The sequence below is a fragment of the Arthrobacter sp. PAMC 25486 genome (assembly GCF_000785535.1).
GTDB lineage: Bacteria > Actinomycetota > Actinomycetes > Actinomycetales > Micrococcaceae > Specibacter.
Genome location: NZ_CP007595.1, coordinates 4,331,865 through 4,347,133 on the forward strand (window position 1 = coordinate 4,331,865; position 15,269 = coordinate 4,347,133).

General features: G+C 64.2%; 11 protein-coding genes and 1 pseudogene. 7 read left to right on the top strand and 5 right to left on the bottom strand.

Annotated elements, in window-relative coordinates; genetic code table 11:
• Positions 1-35 precede the first annotated feature (35 nt).
• The 5 genes and pseudogenes from ppgK to art_RS19480 form a co-directional block, all read right to left on the bottom strand.
• Positions 36-802 (bottom strand): annotated as a pseudogene (ppgK, locus tag art_RS19460) (polyphosphate--glucose phosphotransferase).
• A 98-nt stretch (positions 803-900) separates the two neighbouring features.
• A complete protein-coding gene (locus art_RS19465) occupies positions 901-2,574 on the bottom strand; it encodes a glycoside hydrolase family 13 protein (RefSeq protein WP_038467556.1) in 1,674 nt (557 codons plus the stop codon).
• A 106-nt stretch (positions 2,575-2,680) separates the two neighbouring features.
• Positions 2,681-3,595, bottom strand: a complete 915-nt coding sequence (locus tag art_RS19470) for a carbohydrate ABC transporter permease (RefSeq protein WP_082000458.1) — start codon at positions 3,593-3,595, stop codon at positions 2,681-2,683.
• Positions 3,595-4,557 carry a carbohydrate ABC transporter permease gene (locus art_RS19475; protein ID WP_082000459.1) on the bottom strand — a complete coding sequence of 321 codons (963 nt, stop codon included), beginning with the start codon at positions 4,555-4,557 and terminating at the stop codon, positions 3,595-3,597. Before art_RS19475 ends, art_RS19470 begins: the two co-directional genes overlap by 1 nt.
• Positions 4,558-4,576: 19 nt before the next feature.
• On the bottom strand, positions 4,577-5,848 hold the full coding sequence (locus art_RS19480; protein WP_038467559.1) for an ABC transporter substrate-binding protein: 1,272 nt from the start codon (positions 5,846-5,848) through the stop codon (positions 4,577-4,579).
• Positions 5,849-6,033: 185 nt separating this feature from the next.
• Here art_RS19480 and art_RS19485 point away from each other — a divergent pair, with 185 nt between their 5' ends.
• From art_RS19485 to gatB, 7 genes are all read left to right on the top strand, one after another.
• The gene (locus art_RS19485; RefSeq protein ID WP_038467561.1) at positions 6,034-7,239 is read left to right on the top strand and encodes an ROK family transcriptional regulator; all 1,206 of its coding nucleotides are present in this window, start codon (positions 6,034-6,036) and stop codon (positions 7,237-7,239) included.
• 38 nt (positions 7,240-7,277) lie between these two features.
• Positions 7,278-8,627 carry a CoA transferase gene (locus art_RS19490; RefSeq protein WP_052136813.1) on the top strand — a complete coding sequence of 450 codons (1,350 nt, stop codon included), beginning with the start codon at positions 7,278-7,280 and terminating at the stop codon, positions 8,625-8,627.
• Between the two features lie 1,043 nt (positions 8,628-9,670).
• Positions 9,671-10,168, top strand: a complete 498-nt coding sequence (locus art_RS19495) for a GNAT family N-acetyltransferase (RefSeq protein WP_038467564.1) — start codon at positions 9,671-9,673, stop codon at positions 10,166-10,168.
• Positions 10,169-10,331: 163 nt separating this feature from the next.
• On the top strand, positions 10,332-11,654 hold the full coding sequence (locus tag art_RS19500; protein WP_038467567.1) for an LssY C-terminal domain-containing protein: 1,323 nt from the start codon (positions 10,332-10,334) through the stop codon (positions 11,652-11,654).
• 93 nt (positions 11,655-11,747) lie between these two features.
• Positions 11,748-12,044, top strand: a complete 297-nt coding sequence (gene gatC / locus art_RS19505; RefSeq protein WP_038467570.1) for an Asp-tRNA(Asn)/Glu-tRNA(Gln) amidotransferase subunit GatC — start codon at positions 11,748-11,750, stop codon at positions 12,042-12,044.
• 3 nt (positions 12,045-12,047) lie between these two features.
• Positions 12,048-13,598, top strand: a complete 1,551-nt coding sequence (gene gatA / locus art_RS19510; protein ID WP_038467573.1) for an Asp-tRNA(Asn)/Glu-tRNA(Gln) amidotransferase subunit GatA — start codon at positions 12,048-12,050, stop codon at positions 13,596-13,598.
• Positions 13,598-15,106 (top strand): Asp-tRNA(Asn)/Glu-tRNA(Gln) amidotransferase subunit GatB, encoded by a 1,509-nt coding sequence (gene gatB, locus art_RS19515; RefSeq protein WP_038467576.1) that lies wholly within the window; start codon positions 13,598-13,600, stop codon positions 15,104-15,106. The genes gatA and gatB overlap by 1 nt, the downstream gene beginning before the upstream one ends.
• The last annotated feature ends 163 nt before the right edge of the window (positions 15,107-15,269 follow it).

Below are 15,269 nucleotides of genomic sequence, written 5' to 3' on the forward strand. Positions count from 1 at the left end.
GCGGCTCAACCGGCGGCGGCGCACCTCGTGGCGGCTCAGGCTGCGGCAGCGAGGGCGGCCCCCACCACACCTGCCGTGTTGTGCAATTGTGCGGGAACCACGGGAGTGTCCAGCCGGATGTGGGCCAGGTAATCGTGGTGCCGCACCGAGATGCCGCCGCCCAGGATGATCAGCTCGGGGGAGAACAGGAACTCCACGTGGGTGAGGTAGCCCTGCAGCCGGGCCGCGTAGCCTTCCCAGTCCAGCCCGTCCCGAACACGTGCGACGGCGGACGTGCCGGCTTCCGCTTTCGTCCCGCCGATCTCCAGGTGGCCCAGCTCGAAGTTGGGCACCAGCTTGCCGTCCACCACCAGGGCAGAGCCGATCCCGGTGCCCAGGGTCAGCACCAACACCGCCCCGTCACAGCCCTGCCCGGCACCCAGTGCCGCCTCCGCCAACCTGCCGCATCGGCGTCGTTCATGGCATGGACGGGAAGGCCCATCGCCCGGCCCAGGAAGCTGTTGACGTCCTGCCCCAGCCACTCGTCACTGATGTTGGCAGCCGAGCAGGCGATGCCGCGGCGGATGATGGCGGGAAATGCCACACCCACAGGTGATTGCGGCAGCGGGGCCGCGTCGCGTTGCTGAATCTGGACGGCTACTTCCTGCAGGGCATGCGCGACGGCGGCCGGGCTGTCCGGGGTGGGCAGCTGGGCCATGGGCCCGGCAAGCAGGCCGGTGGTGGTGTCGACCACGCCGTACTTGATGGCGGTGCCGCCGATGTCGATGCCCACGCGGAGGGCGGTGCGGGTGGTTGCGGGCAAGTGGGATTCCGTTCTGTTGACGATGGCAAAGGCGCGCTGCCGCCCGACCCGGGATGGGTCGGACGGCAGCGCACGTTCACAACAGGATTGGGCGTGGATCAGACCAGCCAGGCGGTGGCGTTGGCGGGCAGCCTGCCATCCACCAGCGGAACGCTGCTAACGGCGACGTTTCCTGCGGGGATCTCGACGGCCGTGTCACCGAAGTTGGTGAGGACGTGCCAGCCGTTGGGACGGGCAAAATGCAGTACCTTCGGGTTGGTGTTGGCGATCCACTCCAGCTCCTCGGCGGTCTGCAGCGTCCGGCGCAGGGCCAGGGCCTCGCGGTAGAGGGTCAGCGTGGAGCCCTCGGCGCAGTCCTGGGCGTCCACGGCGTGCCCGGCGAACCAGGCCGGCTGCGGCAGGTGTGCCTGCGCGTCGCCAAAGCCGAAGGACGTTGCTGCCGAGGTCCACGGCAGCGGCACGCGGCAGCCGTCGCGGCCCACCTCAATGCCCGTGTTGCGGAAGAAGGCAGGGTCCTGCCGGTCGGCGTCGGTAATGTCGGCCACCTCGTGCAGGCCCAGTTCCTCACCCTGGTACAGGTAGGCGGAGCCGGGCAGGGCCAGCATGAAAAGGGTTGCGGCGCGGGCGCGGCGCAGGCCCAGCTCGCGGTCCAGCACCGCCTCATCGCCGCCGGCCAGCAGCCAGCCCTTGCCGTCCTGGCTCTTGCCGGCCTCGCCCAGCGAGGGGAGGCCGTAGCGCGTGGCGTGGCGGACGACGTCGTGGTTGGAGAAAACCCAGGTGGAGGAGGCTCCGGTGGCGGCGGACTCGGCGAGGTTCTTCGTCACGATCTCGGCGAAGGGCTTGGCCTCAAAGTCGGCCATGAGCAGGTCGAAGTTGAAGGCCTGGCCCAGGCTGTCCAGGGATGCGTAGCGGGCGCGGCGGGACTGGTCCACCCAGGCCTCTGCGACGGCGGTGCGCGGCGGGTTGTACTCGTTGAACAGGGCGCGCCATTCGGCGTAGATTTCGTGGACGGCGTCGCGGTCCCACAGCGGGTTGGAGCCGTTGTGCAGCTTCTCGAGGCGGCGCAGTTCTTCCTGGTTCGGCAGCGGTTCGGAGAGGTCCTTGGAAAGTGCGTGGGCCACGTCGATGCGGAAGCCGTCGACGCCGCGGTCGGACCAGAAGCGCAGCGTCTTCAGGAAGTCGTCGTGGATTTCGCGGTTGTCCCAGTTGAAGTCGGGCTGCTCCGAGGCGAACAGGTGCAGGTACCACTGGCCGTCCGGCACCTGGGTCCAGGCCGGTCCGCCAAAGACGGAACCCCAGTCCGACGGCGGGAACTCACCATTGGTGCCCTGGCCGTCGCGGAAGATGTAGCGGGCCCGGGCGGCGGAACCCTTCTCGGCGGCGAGTGCCTCCTGGAACCATTCGTGCTGGTCGGAAGAGTGGTTCGGGACGATGTCCACGATCAGTTTCATGCCGGCGTCGTGGAGGGTGGTGGTCATCTCATCAAAGTCGGCCAGGGTGCCCAGGCGGGGGTCGACGTTGCGGTAATCGGCGACGTCGTAACCGCCGTCGGCAAGCTCGGAGGGGTAGAACGGGCTCAGCCAGACGGCGTCCAGACCCAGTTCCTTCAGGTAGGCCACCTTGGCCGTGATGCCCTTGATATCCCCGAGGCCGTCAGCATTGGCGTCATAAAAGCTGCGGGGATAGATCTGGTAGACGGCGGCCTGGCGCCACCAGTTGGGGTCGGTGGAGAGGGTGTTCGTGCCCAGGACCGAAAGGGTGGAAGCAGACATGGATTGTTCCTTAATCTTGGTGCGGTTTGTTGATGTATACGAAGAGTGGGAGCTCTGGTTCGCGGTGGTGTTTCTCAGCGTCATTTCTCAGCGTCATTTCTCAGCGTCATTTCACGGCGCCGCGCATGACGCCGGACATGATCCAGCGTTGTGCGAAGAGGTAGACCAGCAGGGTCGGTGCCAGGGCCATGAGGTAGGAGGCGAAGGCGAGGGAGTAGTTGGTGTTGAACTGGCCCTGGAACAGTTGCTGGACCACGGGCAGGGTTTGCAGCGCAGGGTCGGCGATCAGCATTTGGGGGAGCAGGAAGTCGTTCCAGGAGCCGAGGAAGGCGAAGATGCCCACCGTGGCGCTCATGGGCGCGAGCAGGGGGAAGATAATCTTGCGGAACGTCTGCCAGGTGCTGGCGCCATCGAGTCTTGCGGCTTCCTCCAGCTCGATCGGGATGGACTTCAGGAAGGCGATGAACAGCAGCGAGTTGAAGGAGATGCCTCCCACGATGTGGATGAAGGCAACGCCCAGCGGGTTGTCCAGGCCAAATATGGCTGTCTGCTTGATCAGCGGCAGGATCACCACGGGGAACGGCACAAACATGGCCGAGAGCAGGTAGATGTAGGAGAGCCGGAAGAATTTCCTGTCCCAGTTGCGCACAATGGCGTACGCCACCATCGAACTGGCGGCCAGGGCACCGAGCACCGAAAGGACGGTGATGAATGCCGTTGACATGAAAGCTGCCGGGTAGTTTGTCATTTCAAAGGCCTGGGCGAAGTTTCCCCATTGCGGGTCTGATGGCCAGGCGAAGCCGGTGCCGGAGGCGGCCTGTTCGGGGGACTTCAGGGCCATGCTGATGGTGAAGTACAGCGGAACCAGGATGGTCAGGGATGCCACCAGCATCAGTGTCGTCATCCACCAGTTGATCTTGAAGCCTTCGCGGTGCAACTTCCGCATCTTGGTGGGCCGGGGAACGTCCAGTTGCGCGGGGCCGTGAAGTTCAGGCCGCAGGTCCGTCAATGCTGTTGTCATTACAGTGAAACCTCCCGGCGGCGCAGAATTTGCAACTGCAGCAGCGAAATGATGAGCGTGATGATGAAGAAGATGATGGCGTTGGCCATCTGGTAGGAGTAGTCGCCGCCGGCAAATCCGGAGAAGATGCGCATGGCCACGGACTGTGTGGCGGTGCCCGGTCCGCCGCCGGTCAAGGCCACGATCACCTCGTAGGTGCCCAGGTAGCCCTTGAAGCCCAGGATGATGTTGATGGCAACATAGCCGGCGATCAGCGGCAGGGAGATGCTGCGCAACTGGCGCCAGGGTCCTGCCCCGTCGAGGGAGGCGGCCTCAAACACGTCGGTGGATATGCTCTGCAACCCGGCCAGGTAGATGATGGTGGCGCCGGGGGCTGCCTGCCAAACGGTGACAAATACGATGGCCGCCCACGCCCACTGCTCGTTGGCCAGGATGCTGGTGGCCAGGGGTGCGATCCCCAAACTCTCGGCAATGTTCGGCAGGGTGCTGGAGAACAGGAAGTTGAACACGTAGGCGACGATGAGTCCGGAGAGCACCATGGGGATGAAGTAGATGCCGCGGATGCCGGTCTTCCACTTGATCCTTGAATTCAGGCCCAGAGCCAGCAACAGGGCCAGCACGTTCACCGCAAGGGTTGCCACGATGGCAAAGAAGAAGGTGAACGCGTAGGACGCCAGGATTTCCGGGTCGGTGAAGATGTTTTGGAAGTTCCGCAGCCCCACCATCTTCCAGTCGCCATAGCCGGCGTAGTTGGTTAAGCTGAAGAATCCGCCAATAAGGGCTGGGATGGTGCTGAACATGGCGAAAAGCACCAGGACCGGAATGATCATCCAGTAATAAGTTGGAGCGACCTTGCGCGCCTTGATCTTGAGGGGTGCGGCGCTGCCGGCGGCAGTGGCAGTGGCAGTGGCAGTTCCAGTGTCGGTGGGTGTCGGTGTAAGGACGTTGGCTGGAGCGGTCATGATTTTCTCCTTCGAAGATCTAGGCGTTGCGGGCGGCAACGCGGTGCCAGGCGTCGTCGAGGGTGGTCAGGAATGCGTCGGCGTTGCGGTTCAGTGCCAGCGTTTGGAAGTAGTTGTTGAGTGTGATGGCCGGCGGGAAGTAGTTGGTCATGTTGAGGTAGTACTTGCCCGCCGAGATGAGTGGCTGCAGGCCAGCCACCTGCGGGTTTGCGGTCTCCGCAGCACCCTTGAGCGGGGAGAAGGCAGAGAACTTGTCGTTGTACGCGGTGACCACGGCAGGATCCATGAGGTAATTGACAAAGCGCTTGGCGGCTTCGATTCTCGGGGAGGAGCGGGTGATGGAAAATGTCATGTCAAGGGTGACCTGTGCCTGGGTTTCGCCGGGATCCTCGCTCATCGGCAGGGCAAAAGTGCCGAGCTTGAGACCTGCGTTGATGGTGGTCAGCTCCGAGAGGGCCCACGGCCCCTGCATGTACATGGCGGCGGAACCCTTGGCGAAGGCGGCATTGCCGTCTGTGTAGGAACGGCCGCCGGCGTCTTTTTGCATGAAGCCCAGCACCGTCAGGAAGTTCTCGGTGGCGGTTTTGAAGTCGCGGCTGAAGGAAACTTCGGGATTGTTTTTCAAGTCCTGGGCGGTGAGGGGCATGCGGGAGAAGAAGTCTGCCAGGTCCACATTGCCCCCTGACACATAGCCGTAGGGCTGGCCCAGCGTCCAGGAGTCCTTGAACGTGCCATAGATGGGTGTCAGCCCGGCGTCCTGAAACGTTTGGCAGGCGGCCAGGAAGCTGCTCCACGTGGTGGGCACGTCCACGTTGTACTTGGCAAACAGCTCGATGTTGTAGATGACGCCGGCCGCGGCCAGGGAGAACGGCAGCGCACTGAGTTCGGAATCGTTGTAGCGGCCAAAGGAATTGATCAGCTCAAGGGCTTTGGGATCTGCCAGGGCCGCTGCCGGGAGGTCGGAGAGGTCGGCAAAGATGCCCTTGTGGGCGAAGTCTGCGGTGGTGACTGAATACGCATTCGTGACCACGTCGGCCGGGTTGTCGCGGATCAGTCCGGGCACCCAATTGCCGCCGTTGAAGTCCTGGACGACGCGGATGTCAGGGTTCTTTGTCTCGAAGTCCTTGATGAGGGTGTTGAAGTAGTCAACCACCTCGGGCTTGTTTTGCTGCAGGCGGATGGTGGTCACGGCCCCTGCCTTGGCGTTTGAACAGGCCGGCAGTGCCAGGCCTGCCGCAGCAACAGCTGCCAGTGACAACAGGCGCCGGCGGGTCGGGCCGACCGGGTTCACTGTGCGGGGCCCTGAAAATTGCGGGGAACAGCCAACATGAAAAAAAACTCCCTTGTTCTTTTGGGCGGGTGGAACAGTCGCGCCGGTTTACTGGCAGACAATTATTTGCACCATATATTTAGGTTCTAAATTTATGCACTGTTAGTATTATGTACATCACACGGCCACACGTCAAGGGGCATTCTTTGGAACTTACGGCAAACACGCCCCAGCAGTTGCGGCACACCAACATGAACGCCATTTTGGGCGTCATGCGCCGCTCCGGAGCAGTGACCGGCACGGACCTTATCGAGGCCACGGGCCTGGCCCGGGCCACGGTGATAGCCGTCTGCGACGATTTGATCAAGGCGGGGTGGGTCCGCGAACTTCCTGCCCAAAAGATGACGGTCCAAAAGGGGCGCCCTGCGCGGGTTTTTGAATTTGATGCCCGGGCAGGCGTGGTTGTCGGGCTGGACTTTGGCGTTGCCAAGACCACTGCCCTCGTGGCCGACCTCCGAGGAACCATCCTGGCGAAGGCCACGGAGGGCCTGTCCGAATTCACGGCTCCGGATGACGAGCGTTTGGCCAGCATCGATACCGCCATCCGCACGGCGCTGGAAGCTGCCGGCGTGACGCCGGATTCGGTCCTTGTTGCGGGGGTGGGCATTGCGGCGCCCGTGGACCGTAAGGGCAACATTTCCCACGGGCAGGAATTCTGGGAACACCTCGACATTGGCGTCCCGGAGGATTTGCACACCCGCTACGGTTGGCCCGTGCTCCTCGGCAATGACGCCAACCTGGCAGCCATGGCCGAACGCTGGATGGGCGTCGGCGCAGGATCCGACGACTTGGCCGTCATGCTGGCCGGGGAACGCATCGGCTTTGGCCTGATGGATTCCGGACGCCTGCTGCACGGTGCCGCCGGGCGCACCGGTGAGGTCGGAAGCCTGCAACTGGTGGACGGAGTGGGCACACCTGATGGAATCGCCGTCTTGGCCCGCGACATGGCGGCGGCCGCCTGCCAGAAGGGGGCACCCAAGACAACATTGACCGCCGTGGCTGGAAAAAATGGGGAGGGGATGACGGCGGAAGCGGTCTTTGCAGCTGCTGCCGGGGGAGACAAGGTGGCCCACAAAATACTTGACGACATTGCCAGGCGGATGGCCCGTGTCATCGCCTGGACCGCAACCCTCGTGGATCCGGAACTGGTGGTCATCGGCGGCGCTGTCGCTGCGTCGTCGACGGTGTTACTGGACCCCCTGCAAGAGGAGCTGACACAGCTCATGCCCAACCCGCCGAGGGTTGCCGTCTCCACCCTCGGGGACGCCATCGTCACGCTCGGGGCAGTGCGGCTGGCGCTGGACTACGTCGAAAAGCACGCCCTGGACTTGCTGCAAGGCCGCTCGGACTAACCAATCAGGCTGTCAGCGCGCGGGCGTATTCTGGTGCCATGGACGTGAACAACGGAAAGTTCAAGCCGCCCCCTGGAGTGACAATCAGCGGCGGCGAAACCCTGCCCTCGGCCTTTGACGTAACCGGGCTGGCAGTGTCCGCCATGGCCCGGGCAGCCGCTGCCGTGGCCCGACTGGCAGTGCACCACGGCGCCACTCCGCCCACCATTTCGCTGGAGCGGAACCTGGCCTCCCTGTGGTTCGGAATGTCGTTCACGCCGGTGGGGTGGGACCTGCCTCCGGCCTGGGACGCCATCGCCGGCGACTACCGCAGCGCCGACGGCTGGATCCGCCTCCACACCAATGCCCCGCACCACCGCGCGGCGGCCCTCAACGTGCTCGGGCTGGGAGCCGGCGCCAACCGCGAAACTGTTGCCTCCGCCGTCGAACTTTGGGCCGGGGAAGAACTGGAAGCCGCGGTGGTTGCGGCCAACGGATGTGCTGCACTGATGCGCTCGCAGGAGGAGTGGTGGGCGCATCCGCAGGGCCGGGCCGTGGCCGCGGAACCGCTGGTTGCGTGGGGTGCCCGGCGCCTGATGGACGACGGCGGCACTCACCGAAATTCCCGGCCCGCCAGTGCGCAGCGTCCGTTGGAAGGGGTGCGGGTGCTGGATTTGACCAGGGTGATTGCCGGACCCGTGGCCACACGCTTTCTGGCGATGTACGGTGCGGAGGTGCTGCGGATCGACCCTCCCGATTGGGAGGAGCCGGCACTGGAGGCTGAAATGACTGTCGGTAAGCGCTGCGCCCGACTGGATCTGAAAACGTCGGAGGGCCTGGCCGCGCTGCACGAACTGCTGGCTGGGGCCGACATCTTCATTCACGGCTATCGTCCGGATGCACTTGACTGGCTGGGGCTGTCCGAGGCATGGCTGGCGGAGCATCATCCGCAGCTGGTCAATGTGGCGCTGGACGCCTACGGCTGGAGCGGGCCGTGGGCCAACCGGCGCGGCTTTGATTCGCTCGTGCAGATGAGCTGCGGCATAGCGCACGCCGGGATGGTCCACTTTGGCTCGGACCGCCCGCATCCGTTGCCGGTGCAGGCCCTGGATCACGCCACGGGGTACCTGTGTGCTGCCGCCGCGATCGAGGCGTGGTGCGAGCGCCTGCATGGATCGGTTCGAAATGCCCGGCTGTCGCTGGCCCGGACCGCGGTGGAGTTGCTACGGACGGGGCCGTCCGACCCTGGAGCACCGGCCCCTTCGCTTTCCCCGGCCTTGTTGGTTCCCGAGTCGACCCTCTGGGGTCCGGGGCTGCGACTGCCGCCGGCGGTGCAGATTTCCGGCCTTGATGCTGCCACCGATGTTCCAGCACTGGGAATCGGTTCGGCTCCTCCGGTGTGGGCTTGAACCGGATTGCCACAGCTGGGCCGCTATCCCGGCCAGCTGTGTTGGCGTAGTGCCTGCTTGAACATTTCAGCCACGTGGGTGTCGCCTCGGCGCATGTCGGCGCTGTACACCTTGATCTGCAGCCAGCCGCGGGCCGCGCTTCGGTTGTCCCGGTTCCGGTCATACAACTGTTTCTGTGTGGTCTTGTGGATTTCGCCTTCGTACTGGCCGCTGGTCTTGTAGTCCTCGCAGGGTCGTGGCGTGGCCGACCACGTTTTTGCGCCGCGGTTGTGCAGCGCCTGCTGGCCGGGTCAGATGGATGGTCTTGATGTCATCGTCAAACCACGGCAGCGGCATCCCATGGAGTTGGGCCGCGGTAACGTGCGAGGCACAACTTTCACTGCATAACACGGTGTAGGGACGGACCCGATCGAGCAAACTTTGCTGTTGTCCGCGTGGCACCCGAACCTCCCTGCTGGGCGTGGTTAAGCTCGAACCACGCAGATGACTGCGCGTGGCACCGGCTGCGCGTCCTTCCACCAAAGTAAAGGACCGCCGGGCCAGAACCTTGAACGTGCGTGGGCGGGTGACCATGAATCAAGTCTGACTCAATCTTGCGCGAAGCGTTCGGAGTTATCCACAGGCCCGAAGCTGCCACCAGGTGCATCGGTGATTCGAAACTGCAGATCAGGCGATGCGCCGATGATTCCCGGGATCCAAACTGCAGATCAGGCGATAAATTCGGTGGAATCGTCGCCAGATCTGCAGTTTCGAACTCTGCGAGGCCAAGAAACCGCCAGATCTGCTGTCTCAATGTGCCGGACGCCGGAACCCGTAAGAAGAAAACGCATCAGCTGCTGTTTCAACGTCAGAAGTTCCATTTGCACCCGGTGCGGTTGGCCAGAAGACCGCCAGCTGCCAAAACCCGCCAGGGAATTTCCTTCGTGGCACCTCGGTGCGGAAGACTGGGGAGGCAAGGGCCGCCGTCGTGCTTTTGCTACAAAACCACACCAGTTCTGCAGACCAAGCAAGAGCCACACACCACGCAAGGAAGCCGCCACCGCATGAGCATTGCCGTTCGCACCATCACCGCAGCAGATTATGATGCCGTGTCCCGGATTACCGCCGACGCCTACCTCGGCGCGGGGTACTTTGATAGCGCCGAATACCCGTACATGCAGAAGATCATGCGCGTGGGGGAGCGGGCTGCGGTGGCACCGGTGATTGTGGCCGAACGGGACGGGGTGGTCATTGGTTCGGCGACTCTGGCGGTGTTCGGCGACGAGTGGGCTGACATTGCCCTGCCCGACGAGCTGGAATTTCGGCTTCTGGTGGTTGACCCGGCGGTGCAGCGCAGCGGTGCGGGGCGAAAAATGGTGGAGTGGATCCTGGCGCATGCCCGGTCGCTCGAGGGCATCAACGCCGTCAGCCTCACCACGGGCGACGATTGGCACGGCGCCCACGCGCTCTACCGCAAGCTTGGGTTCACCCGCGCGCCGGAGAGGGACTGGCCCATCCCGGAAAACGGCAAGATGCTGCGCGTGTACCGCATGGTGCTGTAGGCGAAGCCGGGGCGGCCAGGCAGCCGCGGCGGCGGAGTTGGCCCGGCCTGCCGTGGGTGGCGGCCAAAGCGGCCAGCCGCGCCGGACCGTTCCAGTGCAACCGGCACTATGATGGCCCCATGGGTTGCGAATCATGGAGAGCGCCACAGCAAGGAACCCGGCAATGACGCCGGCGCCGGGGAGTCGCTGGCGGGCGCGGCGCCGGTCCGTCAACGCCTTGGTGGACAATCTGGCTTTTGCCTTCAGCGGGGCGGCGGCTGTTTGGCTGGCGTGGCTGGTGCTGTCGGAGGGCTTCTTCCGGGGCTGGTACCTCATTCCGTTCTTCGTCTTGTTCTGGCTGGTTCTGGCGTATTTGGTGCTGCCACGACTCCACCGGATCCTGACCTCCATCTACGTCCCCGACTATTTCATTGGCCGGGCCCGGACCAGCGACGGGCTGCTGGGAGATCCCATCAACCTTGCCATCGTGGGTACCGAAGCCCAGCTGCATGAGGCGATGACGCGCTCCGGCTGGATTCGGGCAGACCCCATCACCCTGGCATCCAGTCGAAGAATCATCACCTCCACGATCTTTAGGCGAAGCTACGACGAGGCGCCGGTGAGCCCGCTGATGCTGTTCGGCCACCAGCAGGACCTGGCCTACCAACAGGAAGTCGCAGGCAACCCGGCCAAACGGCACCACGTCCGGTTCTGGCGCTGCCCGGACGGTTGGCTGCTGCCGGGAGGGCACAAGACCGATTGGTTGGCGGCCGGAACCTTCGACCGGGCCGTGGGATTCTCACTCTTCACGCTCCAAATCACGCACAAGATCGCCCCCGACACAGATACCGAACGTGACCACATTGTGTCTACCTTGAAGGGCGGCCAGTCCGATATCAAGGTTCGGGTGATCGAGGACTTCTCCAGCGGCTACCACTCCCGCAACGGTGGCGGGGACTCGATAGAGACCGACGGCGACCTGCCGGTGGTCGATGTCAGGGGCGTCACCATTCCTGCCAACGGAAACCCGCTTGGTCCCGACCTTGCTGCCAGGCGTGCCGCCAGGGCGAGTAGCCGCCCGGTTTCCACGTCCTTGGGCGTGGTTCTGATGCTCATCCGTGTTGTGGTGGGAGGCGTCTCGGTGGCCTTGATCATGTCGGACTGGGGGCGCATCGCGGCTGAAATCGACCCGGTCCTGCAGGACGCAGACCAAGCTGTCCTAAACACATTTCTCGGGGTGGTTGTTGCCGCGTCCGCCATTGGCATGGCCTGCTACCTGCTGCTGGCCATTCTCGTCTTCAGGGGAAGCAATTGGGCCAGAATCGCCACCATGGGGTTCAGCGGCGTGCTGGTTGTCGTGTCCGGCATTGCCTTTGTCAGCGGTGAATCCACCACCTTGGCCGGCAACCTCTTCGGGCTGCCACTGGACATCCTGGTGGTGTTGGCCCTGTCGGCCCGCAACTCACGGCTGTGGGCGCGCCGCCATCCTGCCAGCGGCATGTCATGACATGACAGAGCTCATCCCACGGCGGGAGAAGGCTCCCGTTTAAGGCGACTAAGCTAGTACCGACAACTTTTTCTTTTTTTGCAGGGGAGATCCATGGCTGCGATCAACCGTGACGACGTGGCGCATCTGGCGCAACTCGCTCACATCGAGATGAACGATACGGAACTGGACCGCATGGCCACAGAGCTGGCAGTGATTGTGGATGCAGTCAAGAGCGTCAGCGAGGCTGCAGGGGCCGATGTGCCCGCCACCTCGCACCCGATTCCGCTGACGAATGTCATGCGCGAAGACGTCGTGGGCCACGTGCTCACCGTGGACCAGGCACTGTCCGGCGCCCCGGATTCCGCCGACGGCCGTTTTAAGGTTCCCGCGATTCTGGAGGAAAGCTAATCCATGAGTGTTTCTGCATTGATCCGATCCAGCGCTGCCCAAATGGCCGCAAAGCTTGCCTCAGGCGAGATCACCTCCGTTGAGCTGGTCCAGGCCCACCTGGACCGCATTGCCGAGGTCGACGGCGGAGAGCGCGGCATCCACGCGTTCCTGCACGTCAACGGCGACGAGGCGCTCGCAGTCGCTGCCGACGTTGACGCCCGCCGCGCCGCCGGCGAGGAGCTGCACGAGCTCGCCGGCGTGCCGATCGCCATCAAGGACCTGATCGTCACGAAGGGCCAGCCCACCACGGCGGCCTCCAAGATCCTCGAGGGCTGGATGAGCCCCTACGACGCCACCGTCATCGAGAAGATCCGCGCCGCCCGCATGCCGATGCTGGGCAAGACGAACCTTGACGAATTCGCCATGGGCTCCTCCACGGAGCACTCTGCCTACGGCCCCACCCGCAACCCGTGGGATCTTGACCGGATCCCCGGCGGTTCCGGCGGCGGCTCGGCTGCAGCTGTTGCGGCCTTTGAAGCCCCCCTCGCATTGGGCACCGACACCGGCGGCTCCATCCGCCAGCCCGGCTCCGTCACCGGAACCGTCGGCGTCAAGCCCACCTATGGTGCTGTTTCGCGCTACGGCGCCATCGCCATGGCCTCCTCGCTGGATCAGATCGGCCCGGTCTCACGCACCGTGCTTGACTCGGCCCTGCTGCAGGAAGTCATCGGCGGCTACGACGCCAAGGACTCCACCTCCCTGACGGACCCCTCCACCGGGCTGGCCGACGCCGCCCGCATGGGCAACGTTGCGGGCATGAAGATCGGCATCATCAAGGAACTGCACGGCGAAGGCTTCCAGGCCGGTGTGGAGCAGCGCTTCAACGAGTCCGTGGAATTACTGCGCAACGCCGGTGCGGAAATCGTTGAGGTCTCCTGCCCCAACTTCGGCTCCGCCCTCGGCGCCTACTACCTGATCATGCCGAGTGAGGCTTCCTCGAACCTTGCCAAGTTCGACGGCGTCCGGTTCGGCATGCGCACCCTGCCCACCGAGGGCCCGCTCACCATTGAGCGCGTCATGGGTGCCACCCGCGCCGCCGGGTTCGGCCCCGAGGTCAAGCGCCGCATCATCCTGGGCACCTATGCCCTGAGCGCCGGCTACTACGACGCCTACTACGGCTCGGCCCAAAAGGTCCGCACCCTGGTGCAGCGCGACTTTGAGGCCGCGTTTGCGCAGGTTGATGTGCTGATCTCCCCGACCACGCCCACCACGGCGTTCAAGCTGGGTGAGAAGTTGGATGACCCGCTGTCCATGTACCTGCAGGACGTTGCCACCATCCCGGCCAACCTTGCCGGCATTCCGGGTCTGACCCTGCCGGGCGGCCTGGCCGAGGAAGACGGCCTGCCCGTTGGCATCCAGCTGCTGGCCCCGGCCCGTGAGGACGCCCGCGTCTACCGTGTCGGCGCCGTGCTGGAAGCCTTGCTTGAGGCCAAGTGGGGCGGGCCACTGCTGAACCAGGCCCCGGCGCTGGCCGCCACCGCCGAAACCGTTGCAGCCGAGGAGGCTAACTAATGAGCGTTGACACCACTTTGAGCTTCGAAGAAGCCATGGAAAAGTACGAACCCGTTCTCGGGTTCGAGGTTCACGTTGAGCTGAACACCAAGACCAAGATGTTCTCCTCCGCCCCGAACGTGTTTGGCGACGAGCCCAACACGAACGTCAACGAAGTGTGCCTGGGCCTGCCCGGAGTACTGCCGGTGGTGAACAAAAAGGCTGTTGAGTCCTCGATCTTGATCGGTTTGGCACTGAACTGCAAGATCGCCCCGCACAGCACCTTTGCGCGCAAGCAGTACTTCTACCCGGACACTCCGAAGAACTTCCAGACCTCCCAGTACGATGCCCCCATCTGCTACGACGGCTGGATCGACATTGAGCTTGAGGACGGCACCGTTTTCCATGTCGAGATCGAACGCGCCCACATGGAGGAGGACGCCGGAAAGCTGACCCACATGGGTGGCTCCACGGGCCGCATCCAAGGTGCCGACTACTCATTGGTGGACTACAACCGTTCAGGTGTGCCGCTGGTGGAAATCGTCACGAAGACCATTGAGGGCGCCGGTTCACGGGCCCCCGAGCTGGCCAAGGCGTATGTTGCGGCCATCCGTGAAATCGTGAAGAACCTGGGCGTTTCCGAGGCCAAGATGGAGCACGGCAACGTCCGTTGCGACGCCAACGTTTCCCTGCGCCCGCACGGCCAGGAGAAGCTCGGCACGCGTACCGAGACGAAGAACGTGAACTCGCTGCGCGCCGTCGAAAACGCCGTGAAGTTCGAGATTCAGCGTCACGCTGCCGTCCTGGACTCCGGTGTGCCGATCACGCAGGAAACACGCCACTGGCACGAGGACACCAAGTCCACCACCTCGGGCCGTCCCAAGTCTGATGCTGACGATTACCGCTACTTCCCGGAACCGGATCTGGTGCCCATCGTCACCAGCGCCGCCTGGGTTGAGGAACTCCGCGCCACCTTGCCTGAGCCGCCCGCCGAGCGCCGCAAGCGCCTGCAGGCTGACTGGGGCTACACGGATCTCGAGTTCCGCGACGTGGTCAACGCCGGGCTCATGGACGAAATCGAGGAGACCGTTGCAGCCGGTGCCACCGCCGCAGCTGCCCGCAAGTGGTGGATGGGCGAGATCGCACGCCGTGCCAAGCTGGCCGACGTCGACCCCGCAGCATTGGGTGTCACACCCGCCGTCGTGGTGGAGATTGAGAAGCTCATCGCCTCGGGCGCCATCAATGACAAGCTGGCCCGCAAGGTGCTCGACGGCGTCCTTGAGGGAGAGGGTACGCCCACCGAGGTTGTGGCCAAGCGTGGCCTGGCCGTGGTCTCCGACGACGGTGCGCTGCAGACCGCGATCGACGAAGCCCTGGCGGCCCAGCCCGATGTTGCGGAGAAGATCCGCGGCGGCAAGGTCCAGGCTGTTGGCGCCATTGTTGGCGGCGTCATGAAGGTCACCCGCGGACAGGCCGACGCGGCCCGCGTGCGTGAGCTGATCCTGAAGACCCTGGGCGTGGAAGGCTAATCCCCACCAGACACGCAAACCAGTCCCGGGTTTCCACGGGCTCAACCACCCTCTATCGCCGAGATATGAGTTCGCGCCCCCTCGGAGGGGGCGCGAACTCATATCTCGGCGAAAATGGGTGCTGGTTGAGCCTGTTGAGACCCGGGACTGGTGTTTAAGGATC

Excerpts from the sequence above, each read along its gene's own strand:
- art_RS19475 (WP_082000459.1), bottom strand. The coding sequence starts at position 4,557 with ATGACCGCTCCAGCCAACGTCCTTACACCGACACCCACCGACACTGGA.
- art_RS19495 (WP_038467564.1), top strand. The coding sequence starts at position 9,671 with ATGAGCATTGCCGTTCGCACCATCACCGCAGCAGATTATGATGCCGTG.
- gatB (WP_038467576.1), top strand. The coding sequence starts at position 13,598 with ATGAGCGTTGACACCACTTTGAGCTTCGAAGAAGCCATGGAAAAGTAC.
- art_RS19465 (WP_038467556.1), bottom strand. The coding sequence starts at position 2,574 with ATGTCTGCTTCCACCCTTTCGGTCCTGGGCACGAACACCCTCTCCACC.
- gatA (WP_038467573.1), top strand. The coding sequence starts at position 12,048 with ATGAGTGTTTCTGCATTGATCCGATCCAGCGCTGCCCAAATGGCCGCA.
- art_RS19500 (WP_038467567.1), top strand. The coding sequence starts at position 10,332 with ATGACGCCGGCGCCGGGGAGTCGCTGGCGGGCGCGGCGCCGGTCCGTC.
- art_RS19490 (WP_052136813.1), top strand. The coding sequence starts at position 7,278 with ATGGACGTGAACAACGGAAAGTTCAAGCCGCCCCCTGGAGTGACAATC.
- art_RS19470 (WP_082000458.1), bottom strand. The coding sequence starts at position 3,595 with ATGACAACAGCATTGACGGACCTGCGGCCTGAACTTCACGGCCCCGCG.
- gatC (WP_038467570.1), top strand. The coding sequence starts at position 11,748 with ATGGCTGCGATCAACCGTGACGACGTGGCGCATCTGGCGCAACTCGCT.